29 protein-coding genes are annotated in these 26,300 nt (G+C 48.7%); 18 read left to right on the forward strand and 11 right to left on the reverse strand.

What is annotated here, in order from left to right:
- From V7D78_RS03885 to V7D78_RS03905, 5 genes are all read right to left on the reverse strand, one after another.
- The coding region (locus tag V7D78_RS03885; protein ID WP_333607116.1) for an LptA/OstA family protein at nucleotides 1-242 on the reverse strand (242 nt) is incomplete at its 3' end.
- Nucleotides 232-786: an LPS export ABC transporter periplasmic protein LptC gene (gene lptC, locus V7D78_RS03890; RefSeq protein WP_333607117.1), complete on the reverse strand. Its 555-nt coding sequence runs from the start codon at nucleotides 784-786 to the stop codon at nucleotides 232-234. The genes lptC and V7D78_RS03885, both read right to left, overlap by 11 nt.
- On the reverse strand, nucleotides 783-1,337 hold the full coding sequence (gene kdsC / locus V7D78_RS03895; protein ID WP_333607174.1) for a 3-deoxy-manno-octulosonate-8-phosphatase KdsC: 555 nt from the start codon (nucleotides 1,335-1,337) through the stop codon (nucleotides 783-785). Before kdsC ends, lptC begins: the two co-directional genes overlap by 4 nt.
- A 2-nt stretch (nucleotides 1,338-1,339) precedes the next feature.
- On the reverse strand, nucleotides 1,340-2,308 hold the full coding sequence (locus V7D78_RS03900) for a KpsF/GutQ family sugar-phosphate isomerase (RefSeq protein ID WP_333607118.1): 969 nt from the start codon (nucleotides 2,306-2,308) through the stop codon (nucleotides 1,340-1,342).
- Nucleotides 2,309-2,338: 30 nt separating this feature from the next.
- On the reverse strand, nucleotides 2,339-3,304 hold the full coding sequence (locus V7D78_RS03905; protein WP_333607119.1) for a calcium/sodium antiporter: 966 nt from the start codon (nucleotides 3,302-3,304) through the stop codon (nucleotides 2,339-2,341).
- A gap of 331 nt (nucleotides 3,305-3,635) precedes the next feature.
- Here V7D78_RS03905 and mlaF point away from each other — a divergent pair, with 331 nt between their 5' ends.
- The 7 genes from mlaF to murA are packed head-to-tail and all read left to right on the forward strand — an operon-like array spanning nucleotide 3,636 to nucleotide 8,182.
- Entirely contained in the window at nucleotides 3,636-4,451 is an 816-nt protein-coding gene (gene mlaF / locus V7D78_RS03910; RefSeq protein WP_333607120.1) for a phospholipid ABC transporter ATP-binding protein MlaF, read from the forward strand.
- On the forward strand, nucleotides 4,448-5,230 hold the full coding sequence (mlaE, locus tag V7D78_RS03915; RefSeq protein ID WP_333607121.1) for a lipid asymmetry maintenance ABC transporter permease subunit MlaE: 783 nt from the start codon (nucleotides 4,448-4,450) through the stop codon (nucleotides 5,228-5,230). The genes mlaF and mlaE overlap by 4 nt, the downstream gene beginning before the upstream one ends.
- 1 nt (nucleotide 5,231) lies before the next feature.
- Nucleotides 5,232-5,699, forward strand: coding sequence for an outer membrane lipid asymmetry maintenance protein MlaD (gene mlaD / locus V7D78_RS03920; RefSeq protein ID WP_333607122.1), 468 nt, complete (start codon nucleotides 5,232-5,234; stop codon nucleotides 5,697-5,699).
- Nucleotides 5,699-6,352, forward strand: a complete 654-nt coding sequence (locus V7D78_RS03925) for an ABC transporter substrate-binding protein (protein WP_333607123.1) — start codon at nucleotides 5,699-5,701, stop codon at nucleotides 6,350-6,352. Before mlaD ends, V7D78_RS03925 begins: the two co-directional genes overlap by 1 nt.
- A 3-nt stretch (nucleotides 6,353-6,355) precedes the next feature.
- A complete protein-coding gene (locus V7D78_RS03930) occupies nucleotides 6,356-6,649 on the forward strand; it encodes an STAS domain-containing protein (protein ID WP_333607124.1) in 294 nt (97 codons plus the stop codon).
- A 9-nt stretch (nucleotides 6,650-6,658) separates the two neighbouring features.
- Complete coding sequence (locus tag V7D78_RS03935; protein ID WP_333607125.1) at nucleotides 6,659-6,916, forward strand: BolA family protein; 258 nt, start codon at nucleotides 6,659-6,661, stop codon at nucleotides 6,914-6,916.
- A 6-nt stretch (nucleotides 6,917-6,922) separates the two neighbouring features.
- Nucleotides 6,923-8,182 carry a UDP-N-acetylglucosamine 1-carboxyvinyltransferase gene (gene murA, locus V7D78_RS03940; protein ID WP_333607126.1) on the forward strand — a complete coding sequence of 420 codons (1,260 nt, stop codon included), beginning with the start codon at nucleotides 6,923-6,925 and terminating at the stop codon, nucleotides 8,180-8,182.
- 67 nt (nucleotides 8,183-8,249) lie between these two features.
- On the opposite strand, the gene V7D78_RS03945 is transcribed toward murA, so the two are convergent.
- The 3 genes from V7D78_RS03945 to V7D78_RS03955 form a co-directional block, all read right to left on the reverse strand.
- Nucleotides 8,250-9,338 (reverse strand): trypsin-like peptidase domain-containing protein, encoded by a 1,089-nt coding sequence (locus V7D78_RS03945; protein WP_333607127.1) that lies wholly within the window; start codon nucleotides 9,336-9,338, stop codon nucleotides 8,250-8,252.
- 94 nt (nucleotides 9,339-9,432) lie between these two features.
- Complete coding sequence (locus V7D78_RS03950) at nucleotides 9,433-10,788, reverse strand: DegQ family serine endoprotease (protein ID WP_333607128.1); 1,356 nt, start codon at nucleotides 10,786-10,788, stop codon at nucleotides 9,433-9,435.
- Nucleotides 10,789-10,872: 84 nt separating this feature from the next.
- Nucleotides 10,873-11,319 carry a YhcB family protein gene (locus tag V7D78_RS03955; protein ID WP_333607129.1) on the reverse strand — a complete coding sequence of 149 codons (447 nt, stop codon included), beginning with the start codon at nucleotides 11,317-11,319 and terminating at the stop codon, nucleotides 10,873-10,875.
- A gap of 123 nt (nucleotides 11,320-11,442) precedes the next feature.
- Between V7D78_RS03955 and zapE the strand changes: the two genes are divergently transcribed.
- The 8 genes from zapE (at nucleotide 11,443) to V7D78_RS03995 (ending at nucleotide 17,581) form a co-directional block, all read left to right on the forward strand.
- A complete protein-coding gene (gene zapE, locus V7D78_RS03960; RefSeq protein WP_333607130.1) occupies nucleotides 11,443-12,534 on the forward strand; it encodes a cell division protein ZapE in 1,092 nt (363 codons plus the stop codon).
- 206 nt (nucleotides 12,535-12,740) lie between these two features.
- Entirely contained in the window at nucleotides 12,741-13,169 is a 429-nt protein-coding gene (gene rplM / locus V7D78_RS03965) for a 50S ribosomal protein L13 (RefSeq protein WP_333607131.1), read from the forward strand.
- Nucleotides 13,170-13,181: 12 nt separating this feature from the next.
- Nucleotides 13,182-13,574: a 30S ribosomal protein S9 gene (rpsI, locus tag V7D78_RS03970; protein WP_333607132.1), complete on the forward strand. Its 393-nt coding sequence runs from the start codon at nucleotides 13,182-13,184 to the stop codon at nucleotides 13,572-13,574.
- A gap of 253 nt (nucleotides 13,575-13,827) precedes the next feature.
- Complete coding sequence (petA, locus tag V7D78_RS03975; RefSeq protein ID WP_333607133.1) at nucleotides 13,828-14,418, forward strand: ubiquinol-cytochrome c reductase iron-sulfur subunit; 591 nt, start codon at nucleotides 13,828-13,830, stop codon at nucleotides 14,416-14,418.
- A complete protein-coding gene (locus tag V7D78_RS03980) occupies nucleotides 14,418-15,692 on the forward strand; it encodes a cytochrome b (RefSeq protein WP_333607134.1) in 1,275 nt (424 codons plus the stop codon). The genes petA and V7D78_RS03980 overlap by 1 nt, the downstream gene beginning before the upstream one ends.
- Entirely contained in the window at nucleotides 15,692-16,429 is a 738-nt protein-coding gene (locus V7D78_RS03985) for a cytochrome c1 (protein WP_333607135.1), read from the forward strand. The genes V7D78_RS03980 and V7D78_RS03985 overlap by 1 nt, the downstream gene beginning before the upstream one ends.
- Nucleotides 16,430-16,505: 76 nt before the next feature.
- Nucleotides 16,506-17,144 (forward strand): stringent starvation protein SspA, encoded by a 639-nt coding sequence (gene sspA, locus V7D78_RS03990; protein ID WP_333607136.1) that lies wholly within the window; start codon nucleotides 16,506-16,508, stop codon nucleotides 17,142-17,144.
- Nucleotides 17,144-17,581 (forward strand): ClpXP protease specificity-enhancing factor, encoded by a 438-nt coding sequence (locus V7D78_RS03995; protein ID WP_333607137.1) that lies wholly within the window; start codon nucleotides 17,144-17,146, stop codon nucleotides 17,579-17,581. The genes sspA and V7D78_RS03995 overlap by 1 nt, the downstream gene beginning before the upstream one ends.
- Before the next feature lie 5 nt (nucleotides 17,582-17,586).
- Here the strand turns inward: V7D78_RS03995 and ilvY are convergent, their stop codons facing one another.
- Nucleotides 17,587-18,468 (reverse strand): HTH-type transcriptional activator IlvY, encoded by an 882-nt coding sequence (ilvY, locus tag V7D78_RS04000; protein WP_333607138.1) that lies wholly within the window; start codon nucleotides 18,466-18,468, stop codon nucleotides 17,587-17,589.
- A gap of 154 nt (nucleotides 18,469-18,622) precedes the next feature.
- Between ilvY and ilvC the strand changes: the two genes are divergently transcribed.
- Nucleotides 18,623-20,104: a ketol-acid reductoisomerase gene (ilvC, locus tag V7D78_RS04005; protein ID WP_333607139.1), complete on the forward strand. Its 1,482-nt coding sequence runs from the start codon at nucleotides 18,623-18,625 to the stop codon at nucleotides 20,102-20,104.
- A gap of 143 nt (nucleotides 20,105-20,247) precedes the next feature.
- Here the strand turns inward: ilvC and V7D78_RS04010 are convergent, their stop codons facing one another.
- Together V7D78_RS04010 and V7D78_RS04015 are read right to left on the reverse strand one after the other, a co-directional pair.
- A complete protein-coding gene (locus V7D78_RS04010) occupies nucleotides 20,248-23,373 on the reverse strand; it encodes an efflux RND transporter permease subunit (protein WP_333607140.1) in 3,126 nt (1,041 codons plus the stop codon).
- Nucleotides 23,374-23,376: 3 nt separating this feature from the next.
- Nucleotides 23,377-24,519, reverse strand: coding sequence for an efflux RND transporter periplasmic adaptor subunit (locus V7D78_RS04015; protein ID WP_333607141.1), 1,143 nt, complete (start codon nucleotides 24,517-24,519; stop codon nucleotides 23,377-23,379).
- 198 nt (nucleotides 24,520-24,717) lie between these two features.
- Between V7D78_RS04015 and V7D78_RS04020 the strand changes: the two genes are divergently transcribed.
- Nucleotides 24,718-25,149: a methylglyoxal synthase gene (locus V7D78_RS04020; protein WP_333607142.1), complete on the forward strand. Its 432-nt coding sequence runs from the start codon at nucleotides 24,718-24,720 to the stop codon at nucleotides 25,147-25,149.
- 107 nt (nucleotides 25,150-25,256) lie between these two features.
- Nucleotides 25,257-26,270 carry a GGDEF domain-containing protein gene (locus tag V7D78_RS04025; protein ID WP_333607143.1) on the forward strand — a complete coding sequence of 338 codons (1,014 nt, stop codon included), beginning with the start codon at nucleotides 25,257-25,259 and terminating at the stop codon, nucleotides 26,268-26,270.
- Nucleotides 26,271-26,300 lie beyond the last annotated feature (30 nt).

The raw sequence follows: 26,300 nt of genomic DNA on the forward strand, positions 1-26,300 counted from the left end.
CCACTGGCAATCAGCACTTCGCGGCCTTTGCCGGCACTGGCATTGGCTTCTAGTTTATCGGCTGTAATGAGCATAGTACCTTGACGTATCTCAACTTTTTCACGATAAATTGAAATGTTATCTTTAATAGATGCTTCCCAGAAGTCAGCACTGATATCGACTGGCAAGGTATAGTCGGCGGGGGCAGCGTTTACACCAACACTCAGCAGCCAGCCAAACAGCCACAGGCGGTTAGTTTTCATTATGATACCTCGTCTCTAAATGGGTCGTCAGTTGCAACGTTTTTTGTTCAAGATTGGCCTGTAAACCTATACCTTTGATGATAAATCCCTCACCTTCAATTGACACTGCTTCATGGGTTTGCACGGTTTTTTCAGGCAATAAAATAGTCAGCTCAACACTGTCAATGCGGTCTACCAGTTCGCCGGGCAATAAGTTGCGAATGGCGACATCTTGCTCCAGCATAATTTTGTCTTCCGGAAACCACACTGCAAAGCGGCTACTGATTTCCCAGGCAGCCATATGTTGCTCGTTAAATAATGTATAACGGGGCTGCTCAAATTGGGTAAAGCCAAGTTGCTCAAAATGTTCCAATCCGCTGGCCTGCATATGATCGGCCAGATACCCCTCATTGTCATAAATTCTTAATACCACCTGCTCAGCAATGTAATCTGGAAACAGCTCATTTTCCTGCGCCATACTTAGCGAAGTGTCATCGGGGGCAAACCATAACCAGGCGGCAATGGAACTCAGTATCGCTATGACTACTATCCCCAATCGATTCATGTACTGCTACCCTCAAACTGCGCAAATTGCTGTTGGCTGATTAACAGTAAATCGCACAGCTCCCTTACCGCGCCAAAACCGCCAGCTAAACTGGTAATCAGATGCGCCTGTTGTCTGAGCCATGGATGGGCATCGGCCACTGCCACACTGAGACCACTTTGTTGCATTACCGGCCAATCGGCTAGGTCATCGCCTATATAGGCTACTTGTTCAGCGTTAAGTTGCAGTAGCTGTAATAATTCAGCAAAAGCAGCGGTTTTATTTTCCTGCCCCTGATAAATGTGGCTCACCGTGAGTGAGCGCATTCGTTGTTCAACAATAGCCGAGCGACGACCGGTAATAATGGCCACTTCAATACCCGCCTGGCGTAATGCTTTGATGCCATACCCATCCCGGGTATGAAAAGCTTTTAATTCTTCACCGGCATTGCCCAGATAAATGCGACCATCCGAAAACACGCCATCCACATCGCAGATTAATAAGCGGATGGCGGCAGCACGTTGCATGATGCTGTCAGGTATTGCCTGGTAAAGCTGCTGGTATAGATCCATTATCACAACACTCCGGCGCGCAATAAGTCGTGCATATTCATTGCGCCAATGGGCTGGCGCTGTGCGTTTAACACCAACAGGCCATTAATTTTCTTTTGTTGCATGATATTAAGTGCTTCGGCAGCCAGCATATCGGCTTTGGCGGTAATGCAATTTACGGTCATCACGTGCTCAATGGCTAACTGATGAATATCCAGCTTCTGATCGAGAATGCGGCGTAAATCGCCATCGGTAAAAAGCCCGGCCAAACTGCCATCATCATTGACAACACTGGTCATACCAAGGCCTTTTTGGGAAATTTCTAACAGCGCATCCTTAATACTGGCCGTTCGATGCACCCGGGGAAGCAGCTCGCCCTGATGCATAACATCTGACAACCTTAATAGCAACTTACGTCCAAGGCTGCCACCAGGATGTGACAGGGCAAAATCATCGGCCGAAAAACCTCTGGCATCAAGTACCGCTACGGCAATAGCATCGCCCATAGCCAGGGTAGCTGTAGTACTGGCGGTAGGCGCTAATCCGAGTGGGCAGGCTTCTTTAGCTATAGCTACACAGACATGGACATCAGCTAAACGGGCCAGGGTGGAGTGTGGTTTGCCTGTCATCGCAATCAATCCCAGCCCCATGCGTTTAATAACGGGCACTATGGTCAGCAATTCAGCGGTTTCGCCAGAGTAAGAAATAGCAATCACTACATCGCCTTTACCCAGCATACCTAAATCGCCATGACTGGCTTCACCGGGATGCACAAAAAATGCCGGGGTGCCGGTGGACGCCAGCGTAGCAGCAATTTTATTGGCAATGTGACCAGATTTGCCAATGCCGGTAACGATCACTTTGCCCTGACTGCTTAGAATCAGTTGGCAAGCCTTTTCAAAATCGTCATTCAGATATTGCTCAAGTTGCTGTACGGCCTGCGCTTCAATGTGCAAAACCTCTAAAGCTTGTTGGCGAAATAATCGACTCATGATGATGCCCTGAAATGAGAGTAGCCCAGGCTACTGAAACAATAAAACCATATAACCGACAAAACAGGCCAGCAAAAGTGCGCCTTCAACGCGATTAATCCGTTGTACTTTGCTAAAGCGAACCGACATAATCAGCATAGCAAGGGTGGCGGCTATCATGACATAACTATCCCGGCTGCCGGCGTTTACATCCAGTAAGCCGGGGCCAATAACCGCACCTAAACCTAGCACAGCTGTAATATTAAAGATGTTTGAGCCGATGATATTGCCCAGCGCCAGATCATCCTCGCCTTTTAAAATGCCAATAATGCTGGCAGCCAGCTCAGGCAAGCTGGTGCCAATAGCGATAATAGTCAGGCCAATCACTAAATCGCTCATGCCTGCATACCTGGCAATGGTGACAGCACCGTGTACTAATAGCTGCGAACTGGCCAGTAATAGTGCCAGGCCTGCGATTATCCAGAATACTGCTTTTAGTGTAGACACCGCCACCGGCAGTTCCGCATTAATTTCAGCAATTAATGGGTCATCCGCTTTTGCAGTTCGGCCCCAATGCACGAGTAACACGATAAAACCAATAAAAGCGCCCAACAACATAATGCCTTCAACGCGGGTGAGCTCATGATCGGCCAGTAAAGCATATCCAAAGAAGGTGCACACCAATAGCAACGGGAACTCCCGCCTTAACGTCAATGATGAGACGGCAATCGGTTTTAACAAGGCGGTAGCTCCTATCACCAGCAAGATATTGGTAATATTGGAACCTATAGCATTACCCACTGACGTATCTAGCCGACCTTGCCAGGCCGCTGTGGCCGATACCAGCATTTCCGGAGCAGACGAGCCCATGGCAACGATTGTCAGGCCAATAATCATTGGTGAAATACCACTGTTACGGGCAATAGCGGACGCACCGAAGATAAAGCGGTCAGCACTCCAAATTAACAGTACCAGGCCTACGATCACAAAAAAAACGGCGAGTAATAAAGGTGACACGGCTAAATCCAAATAATGCGTGGTCGGAATAGGCTATTTTCACGTGTATTGCTGCTAAATGCAAAAAAACCTGTTAACTGGCCCCCTTTCGATTTTTCGAACATTTAGTTACGAATTTTTATTACCTGTTATTACCGCTGAAGCTTTACAATAGTGTTACTTTTGCTTGAACCATTAATGTGTGCAGTACAATAGACGGTCGTCGGGGTGACATTGTCAGCGATTAACAAAGGGCGTATAGTGCGGCCGCTTGCCGCTACCCTGGTTTTTCAGCTGTAATTCAGCAAGGCTTAATTTTACTGGGTTTATTTTTACAGGGTTTACTTGATTAGTGAGTACCGATTTGTCTGACATTCTGGTTGATATTCAACATCTGACGTTTTCGCGCGGCGAGCGACTGATATATAACGACATGAGCATGCAATTTGCGCGCGGTAAAGTCACGGCCATTATGGGCCCCAGCGGCATTGGTAAAACCACTTTGTTAAAGTTGATTGGCGGCCAATTACAGCCTGATAGTGGTGATATCTGGTTTGATGGTCAGAATATCCCTCAATTATCTCGGCGTGAGCTGTATCAGGCCCGGCAAAAAATGAGCATGCTGTTTCAAAGCGGAGCCTTATTTACCGATATGTCGGTATTTGACAATGTTGCTTTTCCGCTGCGTGAGCATACCCGTTTATCTGAATCGTTAATTCGCTTAGTGGTGCTGATGAAACTTGAAGCTGTGGGCTTGCGTGGCGCCCGCGACTTAATGCCAGCCGAATTATCTGGCGGTATGGCACGCCGGGCGGCGTTAGCCCGTGCTATAGCGCTGGACCCGCAACTGATTATGTATGATGAGCCTTTTGCGGGGCAGGACCCGATTTCTATGGGCGTGATAGTGCGGCTGATTCGTGAATTAAATAATGCCCTGGGGTTGACCTCTGTAGTGGTATCACATGATGTGACAGAAGTAATGAGCATTGCTGATTATGTATATCTGGTAGCAGAGCAGCGCGTTATTGGTGAGGGCACACCGCAACAGCTGCGTGAACATACCTCTGAATTGGTACAACAGTTTTTACAGGGTAAAGCCGATGGTGCAGTCCCATTTCATTTTAGTGCGGCACCCTATGAACAGGAATTGATGGAGTTAAGCAAGTGATTGCTAATAACCTGCAACAGCTGGGGCGTAGTACGGTACAAATTATCGTCGGCTATGGTCGGGCGGCATTAATGCTGGCAAGGGTATTATTTGCCCTGCCTGATATCAAAAAAGGCTTCCCGCTGCTGCTAAAGCAAATGTACGTCATTGGTGTGCTGTCGCTGTTAATTATCCTGGTATCAGGCCTGTTTATCGGTATGGTGCTGGCGCTGCAAGGCTATACCGTACTGGTTAAATTTGGTGCAGAGGGTATGTTAGGGCCTTTAGTCGCATTAAGCTTACTGCGAGAATTAGGGCCAGTGGTTACTGCTTTGCTATTTGCAGGCCGCGCCGGAAGTGCGCTTACAGCTGAAATCGGCCTGATGAAAGCTACCGAGCAATTATCAGGTATGGAAATGATGGCCGTTGACCCGCTCAGACGCATTATTGCACCACGCTTTTGGGCTGGTGTTATCTGTATGCCGTTATTAGCCTTAGTGTTTAATGCGGTAGGTATCCTTGGCGGCCATTTGGTTGGTGTAGAGTGGTTGGGCGTGGATGCCGGCAGTTACTGGTCGGCCATGCAAGCCAATGTTGATTTGTACCAGGACGTGTTCAACGGCGTCATTAAGAGCCTGGTATTTGCTCTTATCGTCGTTTGGATTGCACTGCATAAAGGCTATGATGCGATGCCCACTTCTGAGGGGATTAGTCAGGCAACAACGCAAACAGTAGTAACGGCTTCATTAGCGGTACTGGGTTTTGACTTTATTTTAACTGCACTTATGTTTGGTGGATAAGATGACCACACGGAAAATTGAAATATTAGTGGGCGCTTTTGTGGCATTAGCTATAGCAGCCTTTTTACTGTTAGCCCTGAAAGTCGCCAGTAGCTCTGGATTTAGTGGCACCGGCCAAAGCTATAGTTTGTATGCCAAATTCGATAACATTGGTGGCCTGAAAGTGCGCTCGCCAGTGAAAGTAGGTGGGGTAGTGGTAGGTCGCGTCGCTTCCATTGAACTCGATACAGTATTTTATACGCCGGTGGTCCGACTGGAAATCATTGCGGCTTACTCGAATTTTCCAGAAACCAGTTCAGTGGCTATTTTGACGTCAGGACTGTTGGGAGAGCAATATCTGGGGTTAATCCCCGGCTTTATTGACGAAACTGTTGAAATTTTGACCGATGGCGACTACATCGAAGATACCCGTTCGGCCATAGTGTTGGAAGAGTTAATTGGCCAGTTCTTATTTAACCGAGGTAGTTAATGATGAATCTTTTAAAACCTGTCAAAGCGCTATTATTCAGCATCGCCTTAGTGAGTGTTGTTAAGCAACCGGCGCTGGCTGAAGTGCCTACTTATACCAATCCTTACACTATGATGGAAGTAGTAGCAGACAAAGCCTTTAATCGGATTAAACAGGATCAGGCGCTGATCGCCGAGAATAAAGAGCATTTACGCACAATTGTTATTGAAGAATTGCTGCCATACATCGACAGCCGTTACGCTGCGGGTACAGTAGTAGGTCGTACTGTGGATATTCGCCAGCAACCCGAGGTTTTTGCTGAATTTGTCAAAGCATTTGAGCAATATATGGTGCAGTCATATGCCGGCGCCTTAACCTATTACCGCGACCAACAGGTGATTATTGAGCCAGAGCGGCCGATTGAGAACCAGAATATTATTACTATCAGAACCCGGGTAATAGACCCTGGCAAGCCTGATATCACTATTGATTTCAAATTACGCCGTAACCGCAGCACTGAGCAATGGCTTGTCATAGATATGGTGGCGGAGGGGATTTCTTTGCTGGACAGCAAGAGAGCCGAACTGAGTAACTTAATCCGTCAACAGGGTTTAGCCAGCGTCACCGCCTTATTGATTGAAAAATCTAAAGATCCTATTGTAGTTCCGGAGTAAACAGTGAGCCTCAATATAGCGATTACAGGGCAGTTAGCCCATTTTAGCGGTGCGCTGAATCGCGATACGTTAATGCTGTATTCACCCTGGCCGCAGTTAAATACGCTGTCGGGTGAGGTAACCTTTGATTTCTCTTCCCTAACCAATGTAGACTCAGCCGGGTTAGCCTGGCTGATCCAACAGCTGGCTCTTGCTAAACAACAAGGGCTGACTATCAGGATACAACAGGCACCCGAACAATTGCAGTCGCTGGCCAGGGTCAGTGCAGTAACGGCGTTCTTGCCGATAATTGATTAAGGTGTAGTTATGGAGATTCAACAAATTGAGCAGCTGTTGACCGCTCAATTACAATTGGCAGAAATTTATGTTAAAGCAGATGGCTCGCACTATGCAGTGACCGCTGTTGGTGATTGTTTCGAAGGCTTAAGCCGGGTAAAGCAACAACAACTGGTGTATCAGCCATTACAAGCCGCTATCGCTGACGGCAGCATTCATGCTATCAGCATTAAGACCTTTACGCCTACGCAATGGCGCAGAGAAAAACTACTCAATCCAGTGACGTGATCTGCCATGCACCAATTTCTTGTATCTGCCAATGGTCCTTTACACGGTGAAGTGACAATTTCAGGCGCGAAAAACGCTGCCTTGCCTATTTTATTTGCCAGCTTACTGTCTGAAAAAAGCACCACCATCAGCAATGTGCCGCAATTAAAAGACATTGAAACCACCTTTAAATTGCTGCAGCTGTTTGGTGCTACGGTCAGTCGTCAGGATGATCAGGTTACCGTGGATGCGGGTGCTGTGAATAATCAGTTTGCCCCTTATGAATTGGTTAAAACCATGCGGGCGTCGATTTTGGCGTTGGGACCCTTGCTCAGCCGCTTCGGTCAGGCGGAGGTGTCTTTACCAGGTGGCTGTGCTATTGGCGCGCGTCCGGTTAATTTGCACATAGATGGTTTGCGCAAAATGGGCGCAGACATTCAGGTTGAAAACGGCTATATCAAAGCCCGTGCTACCCGCTTAACCGGCGCTCATATCATTATGGAAATGATTAGCGTGACCGGTACTGAAAACCTGATGATGGCTGCCGTCCTGGCGGATGGCTTGACGGTGATTGATAACGCCGCCCGCGAACCAGAAGTGGTTGATTTAGCCAAATATCTTAATACCATGGGTGCTAAAATCAGTGGTGCGGGCACCGACAGCATTCGCATTGAAGGGGTTGAGCGTTTGCACGGCGGCGATTACAGGGTATTACCCGATCGCATAGAAACCGGCACCTTCTTGGTGGCGGCGGCGGTGACTGGCGGTGATATTACCTGTGTTAAAGCTGATCCGGCAGAGCTGGAAGTGGTATTAGAAAAGCTGCGCGCTGCCGGTGCTGAAGTGACCACCGGCAAAGATTGGATCCGTTTGAATATGACCGGTCGCACCTTGCACTCGGTTGATGTTAAAACGGTACCACATCCGGGTTTTCCTACCGACATGCAGGCGCAGTTTACCGTGCTGAATGTAGTGGCAGAGGGCGTAGGCGTCGTCACAGAAACGATTTTTGAAAACCGTTTTATGCATGTACCTGAGTTGCAGCGGATGGGCGCGAAAATCCGGCTCGAGGGTAATACTGCAGTATGCCAGCACAGCCCACGGCTGATGGCCGCGCAAGTCATGGCTACTGATTTACGTGCCTCTGCCAGTCTGGTGATTGCCGGCTTAGTCGCCGAAGGCACCACAGTAGTGGATCGTATTTACCATATCGATCGTGGCTATGAGCAGATTGAACACAAATTGCAGCGGTTAGGCGCTAATATTAAGCGTATAAACGCCAATTAACCTCAGCTATGACTGTTACCCCAGCATAAAAAACCGCCTTTAAGGCGGTTTTTTATCAAAGGTCATGTTAACGCATGTCTCGCCGCAACTCTCGCACCGTCACCGGTAACGGCATGCGCTGACCATTGCGATCGATTTCCATTAACAGTTCAGTATCCGGCGCGGTTTCGGCAATCAGGTTCATCGCCTGTTGCATGTTATCAAACTGCATGCCGGCAATAGACAGGATAATATCGCCTACCCGCAAGTCAGCTTCGGCCGCAGGCCCCCCGGGGTTAACCGAGGGAATGGTCAGGCCATATAAGGTTTGGCCGGTGGAAATTAACCGGTCGCCTGCTGCATTCACAACTGCCTCACCCGATACGCCCAGGTGACTGCGGGTCACCCGGCCATGCTGTATCAGTTTTTGCATAATGTTATGTGCCAGTTGGTAGGGCACCGCAAAGAAAATACCTTGAATTTCCTGATTTTGTAGCTGAAAAGCTGCGGCATTAATACCGACCAGAGTGCCGTTGCTGTTGACCAGAGCACCACCGGAGTTGCCTTTATTGATGGCGGCATCCATGCGCATAAAATCAATATAGCCACGTGAGCTTAAGCCATTATTGCCATTGGCACTAATGATGCCTTGGGTAATGGTTTGGCCTAAATTAAGCGGGTTGCCGATGGCCAATACCAGATCGCCGACCTGTGGCTCGAGCTGGGTATCCTGTGGGATCACTGGTAAGTTGTCGGCCTGTACATAGAGCACAGCTAAGTCAGTAATTTCATCCTGGCCTATTAATACCGCTTCCAGCCAGCGGCCATCCTGCAAAGCGACTTCAATGTGATCGGCACCATAGACAACATGGTGGTTGGTCAGAATGTAACCCTGAGCACTCATAATCACCCCTGAGCCTAATTCTTGCCGCTCAATGGTGCGCGGGCGAAGGGAGCGGGGATCGACTACCCGGCTGCGGGTGTAGACATTAACCACGGCGGGAGCTGCACGCCTGACCGCACGATTGTACGAAACAGGCCCCGGCTCACTTTGTTCAGTATGACTGGACCATAAGGGTAACTGAATGCCGGTATACTGAGGCAGCATTAAAATCAGCAGTGCCAGCGCCAGGCCATAGGCGATACTCTTACCCAGGAATAATAAAAATTTAAGCACGTTAACTCAGACGAGAGTCGATAAGTGTGCTTAGCATAGCATTAATAATGCTTAAGCAGTAGCCACTTAGCTACTGCTTAAGCCGTTCTGTCGATTAGCGCAGCAGAATATAAAGCTGATCATTGCCACGACGTATATACAGTGCAGCAACACCACCGTCACGATTTTCCAGCAAGCGGCGTAAATCGGCCAGGTTAGTTACCCGCTGCCGGTTCAGGCCAATAATCATATCGCCTTTACGCAGCCCTAGTTGCGCGGCAGGAGAGTTGCCATCCAGCTCAGTGACTTCCACACCGGCGCTGGCATTATTTAAGGTGGCGCCGTGTAGCATCGGGTGCAGTTGATTGGCTGCCACCTGACCGCTAGTTAGTTCTTGCAATAGCACCTTAATGGCTCGTTCGCGGCCATCACGCCATACACCCAAGGTCGCCTCACGACCGGCGCCCAGAGTAGCAATTTTGGCGCGTAGCTCGTTAAAGCTATGAATACGATTGCCATTCATGCTGATAATGACATCGCCGGCTTTCAGGCCTGCTTTAGCTGCGGCACTGTCGGCAATCACTTCATTGACAAAGGCACCACGATTGACATTCAGGTTTAAAGCTTTGGTCAGCTCGGCAGTGACATCCTGGCCACGAACGCCCAGGCTACCGCGGCGAATTTCACCAAATTCTATGATTTGATCGACCAGGTTTTTCATCATATTGCTGGGAATGGCAAAGCCAATACCGACATTACCGCCGCCGGGACCTAAAATGGCGGTATTGATGCCAATCAACTCGCCCCGTAAATTGACGAGGGCACCGCCGGAGTTACCGCTATTAATAGCGGCATCGGTTTGAATAAAATCTTCAAAACCTTCGATGCCCAGATTGCCCCGACCCAGGCCGCTGATAATGCCGGAGGTCACGGTTTGCTCCAAGCCAAAGGGGTTACCGATGGCAATGGCAAAATCACCTACCCGCAGCCGGTCTGAGTCGGCCAGCTTAAGTTGTACTAATTCCTCGGCGTCAATTTGTAGTAAGGCGACATCACTTTCCGGATCCTCACCCAGTTTTTTTGCTGCGAAAGTGCGGCCATCTTTCAGTTTAATCTGAATATTATCGGCGTCTTTAATCACATGGTAGTTAGTGACAATATAGCCTTTAGCCGCATCAATAATCACGCCTGAGCCCAAGCCGCGAAAAGGTCGCTCTTCGCGCAGCTCGCCCGGGCTGCGTGGGCCAAAGAAATGGCGAAAGGCATCCGGCATACGTTGACGTACTTCACGGCTGCCCATAACAGAAATATGCACCACAGCGGGTGTGGCCTGCTCCAGCATGGGGGCTAGGGTGGGCATTTCCTGATTATCAGCAGTGAAAAAGGGTAAATTTGCCTGGACGGCCGGTGTGGTACTTAAGGCAAAGGCCGCCACTAATGCGGCGGCTGATACGGACAGTTTCTTATTCATCGCGTAATAGTCTCCATTAATAACATGCGACTAAGAACGTTCAGCAATAAAAAAAGTTCATTAAGACCAGTCACTGGTCGGAGCTTACTCCGTTTTACTGTCTGAACGCTCTTTAATCAAACCACTGGCGTAGCCGGCATAATCTTTCGGTTGTTGTTCAACGGCAGAATACACCCGGCGCTTTTCATCGATTTGATGCAGCGACTGTTTAATATGGCTGGCAGTGTCAGAAGACAAGTAGTTTAAGTCTGATTTTACCGGTTGCAGTGGTTGCTCAACCAACTGCATTTTTGACTGCTGCATGTGGCGAGCTATGCGTTCGTAGTTATCATGCAACTGTGACATCAGCTGGTGCGATGTTTCCAGGTGCGCAGAGACTTCCTGACGATACTGCGATAATTGCTGCTGGCTTTCATCCAGCGCCAGTTGTAACTGATGTTGATTAAACTGGCGTAAACTAAACCAGCGAGTCACACCGGCACCCACCACTAAACCTACACCTGCCCACAGCAAACCAAACATTATATCCATGACAACTCCTACAAAAGACTTTCTGTCTCTTAGTGTAACCTAAGTTCTTATCCAGAGTGGTAAGGCATGTTACTATATTCTGACGTATTTAAGGGCATTAGCTGCAGTTTCAAGCAAATTATCATGACACCAATAGAAAAATACCAACAAGACTTGCAGCGCGCTGATTTTCATTTTGATGCGGCCCAGCAACAAGCAGTGGTGCATTTGCAGCGCTTATTTGATGAATTTGTGCAAAAAGTCCCGGCCACACCCAGTTTATGGCAGCGGTTGCGCCTGAAAAAACAGTCATCAACACCTCTGTTAGGGCTGTATTTCTGGGGAGGTGTCGGCCGCGGTAAAACCTATCTGGTCGATACCTTTTATGAGTGTTTACCGACACAACGTAAATTGCGCATTCACTTTCACCGCTTTATGCACCGGGTGCATCAGGAATTAAAACAACTCAGTGGGGTGGCTAACCCGCTGGAACAGGTGGCTGACCGTTTTAAACAACAAACTGACATTATCTGCTTTGACGAATTTTTTGTGTCAGACATTACTGATGCCATGATCCTCGGCACCTTGATGCAAGCGTTGTTTGCCCGCGGCATTTGTCTGGTGGCGACCTCGAATATTGAACCTGATGGCCTGTACCGCAATGGCTTGCAGCGTGCGCGGTTTTTGCCGGCTATTGCCTTAATTAAACAGCACACTCAGGTAGTTAATGTTGATAGCGGTATTGATTACCGGCTGCGTACGCTAGAGCAGGCTGAAATATTTCACTGTCCGTTAGATGAGGTGGCTGAGCAGAATTTACAGCAGTACTTTCTGGCGTTATCGGTAGAGCCCAGGCAGCAACAGGTTGAGGTTGACGTTGCCAACCGCAAACTTAAGGCGCGGGCTGAAGCCGATGGCATTGTCTGGTTTGATTTTAGCCAATTGTGTGAAACCGCGCGCAGTCAATATGACTACATGGAGTTGAGCCGTTGCTACCACACTGTTTTAGTGTCAGGGGTTAAGGCCATGGGGCAACAGAATGATGATGTGGCGAGGCGTTTTATTGCGTTGGTAGACGAGTTTTATGAGCGGCGGGTTAAGCTGATCATGTCTGCAGAACTGCCGCTGGAACAACTCTATAGTCAGGGCCAGCTACAATTTGAATTTAAACGCTGTATCAGTCGTTTACAAGAGATGCAATCGAGGGATTATCTGGCCAGTGCCCACCTGCCATAAAAATTTACGGCTTTTTCAGCTTATTTTTAGCACAAGGGCTGATTTTTAAATTTGCTTAATATATAATCCGCGCCCGGCCTACGTTACAGCCTGGTATTGCCGTTAGCCCGGTAATTTTGTACTCGAAGGGGTGCGATAACGACACTTGTACAACAGCCCTGTACGGTGTCAGGTGTAACTTAAGTTATTTTTTGGAATAGGTTTAAATGAAAACTTTTACTGCAAAACCAGAAAGCGTACAACGCGACTGGTACGTTGTTGATGCAACAGGCAAAACACTGGGTCGTATCGCAACTGAAATCGCTGCTCGCTTACGCGGCAAGCACAAACCAGAATACACCCCTCACGTTGACACTGGTGATTACATCATTGTGGTTAACGCTGAAAAAGTGACCGTAACTGGTAATAAAGCGAAAAACAAAATGTATTACTCGCACACTGGCTTCCCTGGCGGTATCAAGGAAATCAATTTCGAGAAGTTGATCGCGAAGAAACCTGAAATGGTTCTGGAAACAGCTATTAAAGGCATGTTGCCAAAAGGCCCGTTAGGCCGCGCTATGTTCCGTAAGTTAAAAGTTTACGCCGGCGCAGAGCATCAACACGCTGCTCAGCAACCGCAAATCTTAGATATTTAATCGGAGCATAACATGGCACAGAATCAATATTACGGAACTGGTCGTCGTAAAAGCTCAACGGCCCGCGTCTTTTTAAAAGCTGGTTCAGGTAACATTGTTATCAACCAGCGTGGTCTGACTGAGTATTTCGGTCGTGAAACCGCCTGTATGATAGTAAAACAGCCGTTAGAACTGGTCGACATGGTTGAAAAGTTTGACCTGTACATCACTGTTAAAGGTGGTGGTATTTCTGGTCAGGCTGGCGCTATCCGTCACGGTATCACCCGTGCACTGATGGAATTTGACGAGTCATTGCGTCCGGCACTGCGTAAAGCAGGCTTTGTAACGCGTGATGCCCGTCAGGTTGAACGTAAGAAAGTGGGTCTGCGTAAAGCACGTAAACGTCCACAGTACTCAAAGCGTTAATCGCTTTTTGCACCCAAAAAACCCGGCTTATTGCCGGGTTTTTTTTCATCAGGCGTATATCAGCGCACTACTGTAACGCTTTGTTGCTGCCAGTGAATGACTGACCGTTAAGATAATCCTTCATCAAGTCGCTTAATCCTTGTGTAAAGCAAGGCTTTTCATTATGATCGACGTTATTTTTTCAATTATAATAATCGCTGAATTTCAGCCGCTTAAAATTTAATCAGTTAAGCGTAAATGTGGAGATGAGTGGATGAGCAATGCGCCTGTAGATCATGGTCGCCGCCGCTTCCTGACCATTGCAACCTCGGTAGTAGGTGGCGTGGGGGCAGTCGGAGTTGCGGTGCCGTTTATTGCGTCCTGGAGTCCGAGTGAGCGAGCCAAGCAAGCTGGTGCCTCGGTGTCTGTTGACATCAGCAAGCTGGAAGTTGGTCAGTTAATGCGGGCGATGTGGCGTGGCCAGCCGGTATGGATTGTTAAACGCGGCGAGCAAACTTTGCAGGAGCTGAACCTTGTTGAAGAGAGTCTCAGTGACCCTGAATCAAAGCAAGAGCAACAACCGGTTTATGCCCGCAATCAGCACCGGTCCATTCGCCCGGAAATTTTTATCGCTGTCGGTATCTGTACTCACCTGGGTTGTTCTCCTTTGTATCAACACACCACCTTTGATGCTCAGGTAGAGGGTGTGCGTTCTGGTTTCTTCTGTCCTTGTCATGGTTCCACCTTTGATATGGCTGGCCGTGTATTCAGTGGTGTACCTGCACCAACTAATCTGCGGGTACCACCGCATATGTATATAGACGACAACACCATTATAATCGGTGAAGATGAGGGGGCTGTCTGATGTTTAAAAATGTGATGGACTGGATCGAGTATCGTTTGCCCTTTATGGACAAAATGAAGCTACACGTTACCCAGTATCCGGCTCCGAAAAACTTTAACTTCTGGTACTTGTTTGGTTCGCTGGCTATTTTAGTGCTGGTCAATCAGATCCTGACCGGTATCTGGCTAACCATGAATTATGAGCCTTCTGCTGAAGGTGCTTTCCGCTCTATTGAATATATCATGCGTGATGTTGAATATGGCTGGTTGCTACGCTACATGCATTCTACCGGTGCCTCGGCGTTCTTTGTGGTGGTGTATTTACACATGCTACGCGGTATGTTGTATGGCTCTTATCAGAAGCCACGGGAATTGCTGTGGATTTTCGGTATGCTGATTTATCTGGTACTGATGGCTGAAGCCTTTATGGGCTACATGCTGCCATGGGGCCAGATGTCATTCTGGGGTGCTCAGGTTATTATCTCGATTTTTGGTGCGCTGCCGATTATTGGTGAAGAGCTGACGCTGTGGATCCGTGGTGACTATGTTATTTCCGGTGCTACCCTTAACCGTTTCTTTGCGCTGCATGTTATCGCTTTGCCACTGGTATTAGTGATTCTGGTATTTTTACACATCATGGCACTGCACGAGGTAGGCTCAAATAATCCGGATGGTGTCGATATTAAGCGCGATAATGATGGCAGTGTTGAGCTGACTGAAGCGGATAAGAAGTTTCAATTTCACCCGCATTTCAGCAAGGGTGGCAAAAAAGTGATTGTCGATGCTATCCCATTCCATCCTTATTACACAGTTAAAGACATTATGGGCGCAGCAGTGTTCTTGTTTATCTTTGCCTGGGTCATTTTCTTCTGGCCTGAAGGCGGTGGTTTCTTTCTTGAGCGGCCAAACTTTGAACCGGCTAACCCATTAAAAACGCCTGATCACATTGCTCCTGTCTGGTACTTTACGCCGTTCTACGCCATTTTGGCGGCTATCCCGCAAAAGTTGGTGGGTGCTATCGCTATGTTCGGTGCGATTTTAGCGCTGGCTTTATTACCGTGGATTGACCGTGGCAAGGTACGTTCAATCCGTTACCGCAGCACCTTCCACAAGTGGAATATGGCTAACTTCTGTATCAGTTTTGTTGCCTTAGGTTACTTAGGTACTCAGGAGCCGGTCGGCATTAACGTGATCTTATCACGTACTTTCTCTTTCACCTACTTCGCGTTCTTTGTGTTGTTGTGGGTATACAGTAAAAATGAAAATACTAAACCGTTGCCAGAGAGGTTGACCTGATGCTTAAGACCATTATATCTGCTGTTGCGCTATTGGCTTCATCAGTCGTGCTGGCTGCGGGCCCAAGTATTCCACTGGACAAAGCACCGGTTGATCTACGCGACAAAGCATCACTGCAACGCGGTTTAGCGATGTACCAAAACTATTGTCTGGGCTGCCACCAAATGGAATATCAGCGCTATGCCCGCTCTTTCCGTGATTTAGATATCCCGGAAGAGTTGGGTATGCAGCACCTGATGTTTACCGGTGAGCGGGTGGGCGATTTTATTACCAACAATATGAAACCTGCGGATGCCAGTAACTGGTTTGGTACTGTAGCCCCTGATTTAACTAACGTATCACGGGTTCGCACTGCTGACTGGATTTATACTTATTTACGGACATTCTACCGTGATGACAGCCGTCCCTTTGGCGTGAACAATGATGTGTTCCCTATGGTCGGTATGCCGCATGTGCTGCAGGAATTACAAGGTGTTCCTTATAAGGCATACGAAACCCGTTTGGTTGATGGCCAGCCGAAAGAAGTTTACGTTGGTATCAGAACAGACGGCAGCGGTGAGATGAGTAACGAAGAATATGACCGTGCCGTCGGCGATCTGGTAAACTACCTGGTCTATGTCGGCGAGCCGACTAAGCTGCAATCTCAGCAGTTAGGTTATAAGGTATTAATCTTTTTAGCCATCTTCTTTGTGTTGGCATTGTTGCTGAAGAAAGAATACTGGAAAGATGTTCATTAAGTAGCTGTTTTTAAACGGTTGTTTTTTCAGGGGCCTTAGCGCCCCTTTGCTGTTTTTTATTTTACCGGAGGAATACATGGCGATCATTGCCAATAAGCGCCCAGTGATGACGTTGTTCACTGCCATAGATGAGATGTCTAGTCATCAGGTGCGCATCGTACTGGCGGAAAAAGGTGTGACTGTGGATATTCTCCAGGTAACTCAGGACAATCTGCCGGAAGATCTTTATGAAGTGAATCCTTATGGCAGCCTGCCAACCTTGTTAGATCGTGAGCTGGCACTGTATCAGGCGGATATCATTATGGAGTACCTGGATGAGCGCTTCCCGCATCCACCGCTAATGCCGGTGTATCCGGTAGCCCGTGGCCAGGCGCGTTTAATGATGTATCGTATCAAAAATGATTGGTACAGTTTGGCCGCTAAGATTACTGCTGGCGGTAGCGATGCTGACACAGCGCGCTTGGAGTTAAAAGAAGGCTTGTTGTCTATTGCGCCGCTGTTTAATGAAGCACCGTATTTTATGAGCGAAGAGTTTGGTCTGGTCGATTGTTACATGGCCGCCTTACTGTGGCGCTTACCTGCGTTCGGTATTGAATTGAATGGTGTCGGCAGCAAAGAGCTGAAGAACTACATGGCGCGCATTTTTGAGCGTGATGCCTTTCAGGCATCATTAACCGATATCGAGCGGGAGATCCGGCGCGGAGTGCGCTTGTAATGAGCCGCATGTCGCCAAACCGCCCTTATTTGCTCAGGGCCTTTTACGACTGGATAGTCGATAATCAATGCACTCCTTATCTGGTAGTGGATGCGACTTTTCCTGCCGTTACGGTACCCAGGGAGTTTGTACAAAATGGTCAAATCGTGTTGAATGTGTTGCCTTCTGCTGTCGGGAATTTGCAGTTAGGCAATGACATTATTACCTTTAACGCCCGTTTTAGTGGCAAACCCTTTGCGCTGTCTATTCCGGTGCAAGCCGTGTTGGCTATTTACGCCCGTGAAAACGGTGCAGGCACGGTCTTTACACTGGAAGAAGACGAAGATGAAGCAGATCTGTTCGACGCTTTAGACGACGATGACACAGGCGTTGAGCTGACTGAACCGACCGATCCTGGCAAGCCGAAAAAAGGCAGTCATTTAAAACTGATTAAATAGCTACTTTAGCCCTTGGCTGCCAATTGCCAGAAACGCTGCAATAACGGCTCAGCTTGGCGTTTGGCCAGCATACAGAGCCCTAAGTTAAAGGGTTCAAACTGATAGCCGACATTGATAACACGTACCCGGTCTTTGACCGGGCTATGTTGTAACACCGGCTCGGTACTGAGCGCTATACCACTGCCCAGCGCTACCATCGATACCATTGCCTCATGGCCATCCACTTTTGCCACTATTGGCGGATTAATTTGTGCTGCCTGCAGCCATTGATCTACCCGCAGTCTGGCCGGGCCGTGCTCGGGTAAAATAAGTGGGATCTCTGACCAATCAATCTGCGGTTTTGCCAGCAGATCTGTGGTTTTACAGGGGATCACCGGCGCAATTAACCATACCGGTAAATGGGCAATAGTTTGAAACAACATAGTCGACGGCAGTTGCTGCGGGTGGGCGGCGATGGCGATATCGGCCTCATCATGCCTGATTTTATCTATGGCAAGGGCAGCGTCGCCGGTGGTCAGCTGAATTTCTGCTTTAGGGCATTGCAGCCGAAAGCGGTCCAGAATCGCCGGTAAATGGCTGTAGCTGGCGGTCACTGTACAAAATAGTCTGATAGCGCCGCTAAGTTCTGCACTGGCCAATTGTAAATCCAGTTGCAGCTGATGCCACTCATCCAGCCATAGCCTGGCAAATTGCTGCATGCGTTTGCCGGCGGGGGTCAGTTGCACTGAGCGCTTATCGCGGGTAAACAGTGGGGCATTCAGCTCTTGCTCCAGCCGTTGGATCACCCGCGTCAGTGTAGAGGGGCTAACATAGAGTTGCTCACTGGTTTTGGCAAAGTTCAGGCTTGAGGCCAGGTGCAAGAATAATTGTGCGCTGCGGCTATCCATCAATACATCTCTATTTCATTTTCTGCAATTCAGAATTGATAATATATCACTTCACGCAATAAAAGCCATGACGTAGACTGCACTCATTAAAGCAGATAACGACGCTGCTTATGACTGCTAAGCAGTCAACTGAAACGAATTTGATGAGACGGTTATGAGCAATTATTTTAACACCTTAAGTTTACGCCAGCAGTTACAACAATTGGGCCAGTGTCGCTTTATGGATAAAGCCGAATTTTCTGATGGCTGCCAATTTATCAAGGACTGGAACATCGTTATCGTCGGTTGTGGTGCTCAGGGCTTAAACCAGGGCCTGAATATGCGCGACTCTGGCTTAAACATCAGTTATGCCCTGCGTGAAGAAGCCATCAGCGAAAAGCGGGCTTCTTACCAGAAAGCCAGCAGCAATGGTTTTACCGTTGGCACTTACCAGCAGTTAATTCCGCAGGCAGATTTAGTGTTAAACCTGACTCCGGATAAACAGCACAGCAGCGTGGTGGATGCGGTGATGCCACTGATGAAGCAAGGTGCCACCTTAGCCTATTCGCATGGTTTTAATATCGTAGAAGAAGGCAAACAAATCCGCCCTGATATCACTGTGGTAATGGTGGCGCCGAAATGCCCGGGTACTGAGGTACGTGAAGAGTACAAGCGTGGCTTTGGTGTGCCGACATTGATTGCCGTACACCCGGAGAACGATCCTAAAGGTCAGGGGTTGGCCGTAGCTAAAGCCTATGCTTCGGCCACCGGCGGTGATCGGGCAGGGGTGTTGCAGTCATCTTTTATTGCTGAAGTAAAATCAGACTTAATGGGTGAGCAAACTATCCTGTGCGGTATGTTGCAAACAGGCGCTATCCTGGCCTTTGACAAGTTAGTGGCTGAGGGCTTTGAAGCCGGTTATGCCGCTAAACTGATTCAGTATGGTTGGGAAACGGTGACTGAAGCGCTGAAGCATGGCGGCATCACTAACATGATGGACCGGTTGAGTAATCCGGCCAAAATCAAAGCCTATGATTTGGCAGAAGAGTTAAAAGTAACGCTTCGGCCATTATTTGAAAAGCATATGGACGATATCATCAGCGGTGAGTTCTCGCGCACTATGATGGCGGACTGGGCCAATGATGATAAAAACCTGCTGACCTGGCGCGAGCAAACCCGTGACAGCGGCTTTGAGCAAGCGCCGGTGTCGGATGAAAAAATTACTGAGCAAGAATATTTCGACCGCGGTGTTTTACTGGTGGCTATGGTAAAAGCCGGCGTTGAGCTGGCGTTTGAAACCATGGTTGATGCCGGCATTATTGCTGAGTCGGCTTACTACGAGTCGCTGCATGAAACGCCATTAATTGCCAATACTATCGCCCGCAAGCGCTTGTATGAGATGAACGTGGTGATTTCTGATACTGCCGAATATGGCAATTATCTGTTTGCCCATGCCGCCGTGCCTTTGCTGCGCGACAAGGTCAACAGCTTAAGCACTGACTATATCGGTAAAGGCATCAGCCACAGCCAGACTGGCGTGGATAACCTGAAACTTATCGCGGTCAATGAAGCGATACGGCAGCACCCGGTAGAGCAGGTGGGTAAAAAATTACGTGGTTATATGACCGCCATGAAACGAATTGTAGAGGCGAACTAACGCGCTTTAAATGAATGATGTGGTTAATGGCGATTAACGCTGGGCAGTGCCCGCGTTAATGCCAGACCAATAACGATGTTATACGTGGACCTTGGTTGTTTTGCCCCGCTTGTCGGGGCTTTTTTTATCTGAAACAAGGCCAGCTATAACGCTGGCCTCATGTTGAGTAAGCCAGTGAGTTTTACCTTTAAGCGCCGCAATGGCCGTTTGATATCTTCCAGAATAAGATAGAAGCAAGGCACCAGTATCAGCGTAATTAAGGTGGCAAAGAGTACAGCGAAACTGAGTGAAATGGCCATTGGAATGACAAATTGCGCCTGCAGGCTGGTTTCAAACATAATAGGCACCAGGCCAAAAAAGGTGGTTAAGGAGGTCAGTAATATGGCCCGAAAGCGCATACTGCCGGCCGAGACAATCGCCTCTTTCAAAGATAAGCCGCGCGCTCTGGCCTGATTCACATAGTCGGTAAACACCAGGCTGTCGTTTATCACCACACCAGCCGCTGCTATCATGCCGAAAAATGAAAACAGCGACAAATCAAAGCCTAAGAAGAAGTGTGCCCATAAGGCACCGGTCATGCCAAAGGGGATCACAGACATAATGATAAGCGGTTGGCTATAGCTTTTTAAGGGGATCGCCAGCAGGATATACACCAGCAGTAAGCCAGCTACCATGTAAAGCAGCATCTGATCCCGTTGTTTTTGTTGCTCTTCAATCTGGCCACCCAGCTCAGATTTCACTCCTGGGAAGCGCTTAAGTACCTCAGGCATAATATCAGCCCGGACTAATCGCACCACTTCAGAGGTGGTGACTTGCTGTTGATCAACACTAGCATCAATACGCACGTTTCTAAAACCCGCTTCGCGGTTAATGCGCGAAATACCTGGTAATTCAGCAATGTTGGCTACATCACCCAGCATGACAAAATCGCCATTAGCCAGTTTTAGCCGGGTATATTGTAACGCCGCTACCTGCTGCCGGTACTCCCTGGGATAGCGCACCATCACCCGTACCTCATCACCGTCACGGATCATGCGCTGTGCTTCTATACCATAAAAACTATGGCTAACCTGCTGTGCCAGCCAGGTTGGCGTCAAGCCCAGTTGATGTGCCAATGGTTTCAGTTCCAGGTTTAATTCTTTGCTGCCCGAATCTATAGTTGAGCCTAAATCATAGACGCCGGGTATTTTACTCAGCTCAGCAATCAGGGCATGGCCTGCGGCGTTCAGTTGATCAATATCGCTGCCAAATAAGCGGTAGCCCAATTCTCGCTGCGCGCCGCCACTAAACAAATCATCTCTGACCTGAATAGTGCGCACCCCAGCCAGCTCCGGTAAGCTCTCACGCCAGCGACGGCCCAGCTCAAAAGCATCAATAGGCCTATCTGCTTCATCCACCAGGGTAACCAGAATAGTGCCGCGGGTTTGGTTGTTTAGCCAGGCCATCACATGCTTGACCATAGGCTGGCCGGTCTCTTGCTGCACCAAGGCGTCTTGCTGATAAACCAACTGCTCAAGCTGTTGCAAAATAACCAGGCTTTGTTGTTCTGACGCATTTTGATGCATTTCAAAGCGGATCTCCGGGTAATCATGCGGTACCGGAGGCGTCATCACCATTCGCACATGATTGGCCGAAATCAACGCCACACCGCTGAGTAAGATACCAAAAAATACCGCCAGAGTGGCGTATCTATGCGCCATGCACAGCTGCAATAACGGCTGATAGCGCAACTGAATAAAATCCTGGAAACGCTTGTTAAAGCGCATACGCCAACCGTTCTCAGGCAAAGGCGTTAATTTTGTATGGGCCAGATGCGCTGGCAGGATCAGCTTAGATTCGATAAGGCTGAACAACAAACAACAAACGACCACTATAGAAATAACTTTAAACTCATTGGCTTCAATGCTATTTCCAAACATAAAAGGCGCAAAGACAGCCATAGTGGTCAACACACCAAAGGTTGCGGGTACGGCAACGCGCTGGGCTCCGCGAATAATGTTGTCGATACTGTGGCCCTGTAATTCAGTTTCATGATAGGCGCTTTCACCGATGACTATCGCATCGTCTACAACTATGCCTAGCACCATAATAAAGGCGAACAAGCTGATAATGTTAATAGTGACACCGGCAAAGGGCATCAGCCAGATGGCACCCAGAAAGGCTATGGGTAAGCCCAACATCACCCAGAACGCCACTTTAAAACGTAAGAACAGCATCAGCATCAAAAATACCAAGACGGCACCCTGCAACAAGTTACTCCACATCATGTTGAGCCGGCCATTCAGGTAGTAAGTCATATCGACCAGGGTGTGCAACTGATAGTCACCTTGTAATTGCTTATTTTTGAAGTCAACATATTGGTGCACACTGGCGGCGACATCTGGAAGCGACTGGGTTGCTGACGCTTTTACTGCCATAAAGGCAGCGGGCTTGCCGTCGTAGCGCATATAGTTAATGCGCTCTTCAAAACCATCATAGATGTTGGCAATATCGCCCAGGCGAATTTGTTCACCCTGCGGGCCGGTGATGATCGGCAGTACAGCAAATTCAGCGGCACGATAAGCGCGTTGCTCGGAGCGAATGGTAATCATACCGGCATCAGAGCGGATCATGCCGGCTGATACATTGTCAGAGTGTTGTGCGATGGCCCGGCTAACATCCTGCAAACTAATGTTGTAACGCTCAAGTGTTGCCGGTGCTATTTCAATGCCAATTTCCCAGGCAGGCATCGCATCAAAATCAACAAAGCTGATATTGTCCAGTTGTAGCAATTCATTTTTGATTTGCCGGCCCATGGCTTTTAGTGCTAATTGATCCGGCGTACCGGTCAATACCAGATTGACGGCGTCCTGGCGCCATTCCACCTGATAAATGGTTAGCGGCTCCATCGCGCCCGGAAAGGTGCTGATGGCGTCCATTTTCAGTTTTACCTGATCTAATCTGGACGAGACATCTATGCCCGGCTGTAATTCAATGCTGACCTGACCACCGCCACGCCAAGCGTTACTGCGATAGCGCTTAATACCTTCAATATCAGTCAGGGCTTCTTCAATTTTAATCAGAATACCTTCTTCAATTTCTTGCGGAGCCGCGCCGCGGAAGGTGGCATTAACATGGATAAAATTAACTTCAACGGCAGGAAACATTTGACGTTGCATCGTGGCGTAAGTGATTAACCCCATTACCACGATAAAAACCATTAATAAGTTAGCTGCAACGCTGTTGCGGGCGAACCAGGCAATAATGCCTCTTTCAGGATTATAAGGCATGTTTTACTCCGCTTTGACAACGTCAGCATCAGGTTGCTCAGTGCGCACCAGCATACCGGGTTGCGGAAAACTCGGTACTGTTAAAATAAGCTGTTGGCCGTCGGTTAAGCCGGCTCTGACATAAGCTATTCTGCCGGTTTGTCTAACCACCTCTACCGCTTGATGCTGCATGGTCATATCGTCCTGCAATAACCACACTTTGCCATCATAAAGTGCATCCTGGGGTATTGCATAAAGCTTATCCTCTACCCGTCCGGCCAGACGGACTTCAACATATTGGCCAAAGCGAATAACCGGTTGCTGGCTGCGTAATGAATAAGGGTCATCTAATTGCACCACTAAATGGCTCATGCGGGTCTGACTGTTGACCAGCCCCAGGTCGCGCACGACAGTGGCGCTGCGGCTAAGCTGCTCTGTGCGCAGTTCTGCCGGAATACCCATGCGCTCTTCTGGTAAAAAAGCCAAATCAAAACTGGCAACGGGCACATAGAGCTCCGCCTGCTCTACGCTATACAGCTCGCCCAAGGGCGTACCAGCACTGACCACCTGGCCCAGGCCTATTTGCCGTTTCACCACAAGCGCATCATAAGGGGCGGTGATGCGGGTTCGCTGTAAATCGCGTTGCGCTTTTTGCAGTGTCGCCTTGGCTGACGTTAACATGGCTTCTGCACTGAGTAATTGCGGTTCGCGCAAGGCTAAAGCGCTGATTTGCTCACGGGACAGATGTCGTAATTCTTGCTCGGCCACCCGGGCTTGCGCTTGCTCTTGCGCCAGGGCGGCTTGAGCACTAGCAACCGCCGCCTGAGCACTGAGCAAAGCGACCTGATAGTCGGCATCATCTAGTTGCGCCATCACTGTGCCCTTGGTGATAACGCCCCCGGCAATAAAATTTGGATCTATTGCGACTATGCGCCCAGATACTTCAGGTGTCAGGGTGGTGTGCTCTTTCGGTTTCACTTCTGCCCATAATTGCAGTTCAAAACGATGAGGCTGTGCCTGCAGTTGCTCAGTAAGTACCAGCGGTGCCAGATTCTTAGCCTTATCTTTTTGTATTGGTGGTTTTGCCGTGGCCTGAATGGTAATAAATGCAATGATGGCAAAGCCAAAAGCTGCGCCGGCGATAAGCCCTTTCTGTCTGGTTTTCATAAAGACACTCCATGCCTGATATATGTACGCTAACATACCAAAACCGAGCTTTAATGATAGTCGTAAATTGTTAGTAAATATTAGCCCAGCTTGCACCTTGTGGTTTTTTTTCAGTGCGTCTTGCATTGTGTTTCGGTTCAGCTGATTTTATAGTCTGAGACTTGTGCTTTAACTTCTTCATAAACAACGGGATCGCTGATGAAAAACATTGCTCTGGTAGCGCACGATGGCAAAAAAGCCACCCTGCTAGAATGGATTGGCAAGCATAAGGCGTTTTTTGCCGATAAAAATTTAATTGCCACCGGCACCACCGGCAAACTTATTAGTGATGCGTTGCAACAACCGGTGCGTTGTATGGCCAGTGGTCCACTGGGTGGTGATCAACAAATTGGGGCTTTAATTGCCGAGCAGCAAATAGACTGGCTTATTTTCTTTTGGGATCCACTGTCATCGCAGCCGCATGACCCTGATGTTAAAGCGTTAATCCGCCTTGCTGTGGTATGGAATATTCCAGTGGCTTGTAACCGTGCCACCGCCGATTTTATTATTCACTCCAGGTTGTATCAGCAGGATTATCAACGCGAAGTACCGGATTTTTCAGCGCATAACAGACGCTTGACCAGAAACTGACGCAAATTGCAGCGAAGCTGATAGATACACTGCTACAATCCAGAGGTTTTAGCCTTAGCGCGGCCGAAACTGACCTGAGTACAGCCAGATGAAGTGGGAGTGGTGTCATGACCGAGGTCGCTGAGCTTGATGTAATCGCGTTTAATCTGGCGGTCAGCCCATTGCTGCGTCTGGTGATCCACTTAACGGGTTTCGAAACGGCTTTTATTACTGAAATTGATCTCACGGCGGGCCGGCAAAGGATAGTACTGGCAGAAAACCACGGCCGCTTGCAGCTGGCCGCCGGTGCTGAAGTCGACTTGTCAGATTCAATGTGTCAATTAATGTTCAGTCAGCAACTTACTACGACGGCTGAGCTTAGCCAGTTGTTTCCCGATAGCAAAGGGGTGCAGCTGGGCATGCAAAGCTTTGTGGTCTTGCCGATCACCATAGGCGATAAGATGATAGGTACGCTCTGTGGTGCCGATGTCTCGCCTAAGACCCTGACGCCAGCGCAGCATAACAGTTTACAATTAATATCTGAGGCTTTGTCGTCGCAATTACAGGCTTTGCTCAACGCCAGGCAGCACCGGCTGGAGGCGCAGCAGGCCCAACGGAAAGTGACGAAATTACAAAGCAAGGTTGAGGATCTGGCTGAGCTGGCCAATACCGATCCATTAACGGAGTTATTAAACCGCCGCGGTTTTCAGCTGCGTAGTGCTGAAGCGGCGCAACTTTGCAGCCGCTCTGGGTTGTTGCTATCGATAATGATGATTGATATTGATCATTTTAAAGGTTTTAACGATACGCATGGTCATGAACAGGGTGATGACATGATAAAGCTGGTGGCTGAGGGATTACGCCGGGTCGCACGTACGACGGATGTCCTCTGCCGGCTGGGCGGCGATGAGTTTATACTGGCGGCGGTCGATACTAACGCCGCCGGTATGACGGCATTGGCCGAGCGATTACTGCACGATGTGCGACAGCAAAGTAAGCAACTTGGCCTACCGTGTACGCTGAGTATCGGCATCGCTTGTGGTCAGCCTGACGATGTCGAGCTGCTGATGAAAGAGGCTGATATGGCGTTATACCAGAGTAAAGACGCTGGCCGTAATGCCGTATCGGTTTATGCAGAGTAAACTGGCAGCAGGCCCTCTGCACTGCTGCCG

The sequence above is a fragment of the Arsukibacterium sp. genome (genome assembly GCF_036735525.1).
Lineage (GTDB): Bacteria > Pseudomonadota > Gammaproteobacteria > Enterobacterales > Alteromonadaceae > Alishewanella.

Coding starts and splice junctions, on each gene's coding strand:
- lptC (WP_333607117.1), bottom strand. CDS start 786: ATGAATCGATTGGGGATAGTAGTCATAGCGATACTGAGTTCCATTGCC.
- kdsC (WP_333607174.1), bottom strand. CDS start 1,337: ATGGATCTATACCAGCAGCTTTACCAGGCAATACCTGACAGCATCATG.
- V7D78_RS03900 (WP_333607118.1), bottom strand. CDS start 2,308: ATGAGTCGATTATTTCGCCAACAAGCTTTAGAGGTTTTGCACATTGAA.
- mlaD (WP_333607122.1), top strand. CDS start 5,232: ATGACCACACGGAAAATTGAAATATTAGTGGGCGCTTTTGTGGCATTA.
- V7D78_RS03925 (WP_333607123.1), top strand. CDS start 5,699: ATGATGAATCTTTTAAAACCTGTCAAAGCGCTATTATTCAGCATCGCC.
- V7D78_RS03935 (WP_333607125.1), top strand. CDS start 6,659: ATGGAGATTCAACAAATTGAGCAGCTGTTGACCGCTCAATTACAATTG.
- murA (WP_333607126.1), top strand. CDS start 6,923: ATGCACCAATTTCTTGTATCTGCCAATGGTCCTTTACACGGTGAAGTG.
- V7D78_RS03950 (WP_333607128.1), bottom strand. CDS start 10,788: ATGAATAAGAAACTGTCCGTATCAGCCGCCGCATTAGTGGCGGCCTTT.
- V7D78_RS03955 (WP_333607129.1), bottom strand. CDS start 11,319: ATGGATATAATGTTTGGTTTGCTGTGGGCAGGTGTAGGTTTAGTGGTG.
- zapE (WP_333607130.1), top strand. CDS start 11,443: ATGACACCAATAGAAAAATACCAACAAGACTTGCAGCGCGCTGATTTT.
- rplM (WP_333607131.1), top strand. CDS start 12,741: ATGAAAACTTTTACTGCAAAACCAGAAAGCGTACAACGCGACTGGTAC.
- rpsI (WP_333607132.1), top strand. CDS start 13,182: ATGGCACAGAATCAATATTACGGAACTGGTCGTCGTAAAAGCTCAACG.
- petA (WP_333607133.1), top strand. CDS start 13,828: ATGAGCAATGCGCCTGTAGATCATGGTCGCCGCCGCTTCCTGACCATT.
- V7D78_RS03980 (WP_333607134.1), top strand. CDS start 14,418: ATGTTTAAAAATGTGATGGACTGGATCGAGTATCGTTTGCCCTTTATG.
- V7D78_RS03985 (WP_333607135.1), top strand. CDS start 15,692: ATGCTTAAGACCATTATATCTGCTGTTGCGCTATTGGCTTCATCAGTC.
- sspA (WP_333607136.1), top strand. CDS start 16,506: ATGGCGATCATTGCCAATAAGCGCCCAGTGATGACGTTGTTCACTGCC.
- V7D78_RS03995 (WP_333607137.1), top strand. CDS start 17,144: ATGAGCCGCATGTCGCCAAACCGCCCTTATTTGCTCAGGGCCTTTTAC.
- ilvY (WP_333607138.1), bottom strand. CDS start 18,468: ATGGATAGCCGCAGCGCACAATTATTCTTGCACCTGGCCTCAAGCCTG.
- ilvC (WP_333607139.1), top strand. CDS start 18,623: ATGAGCAATTATTTTAACACCTTAAGTTTACGCCAGCAGTTACAACAA.
- V7D78_RS04010 (WP_333607140.1), bottom strand. CDS start 23,373: ATGCCTTATAATCCTGAAAGAGGCATTATTGCCTGGTTCGCCCGCAAC.
- V7D78_RS04015 (WP_333607141.1), bottom strand. CDS start 24,519: ATGAAAACCAGACAGAAAGGGCTTATCGCCGGCGCAGCTTTTGGCTTT.
- V7D78_RS04020 (WP_333607142.1), top strand. CDS start 24,718: ATGAAAAACATTGCTCTGGTAGCGCACGATGGCAAAAAAGCCACCCTG.
- V7D78_RS04025 (WP_333607143.1), top strand. CDS start 25,257: ATGACCGAGGTCGCTGAGCTTGATGTAATCGCGTTTAATCTGGCGGTC.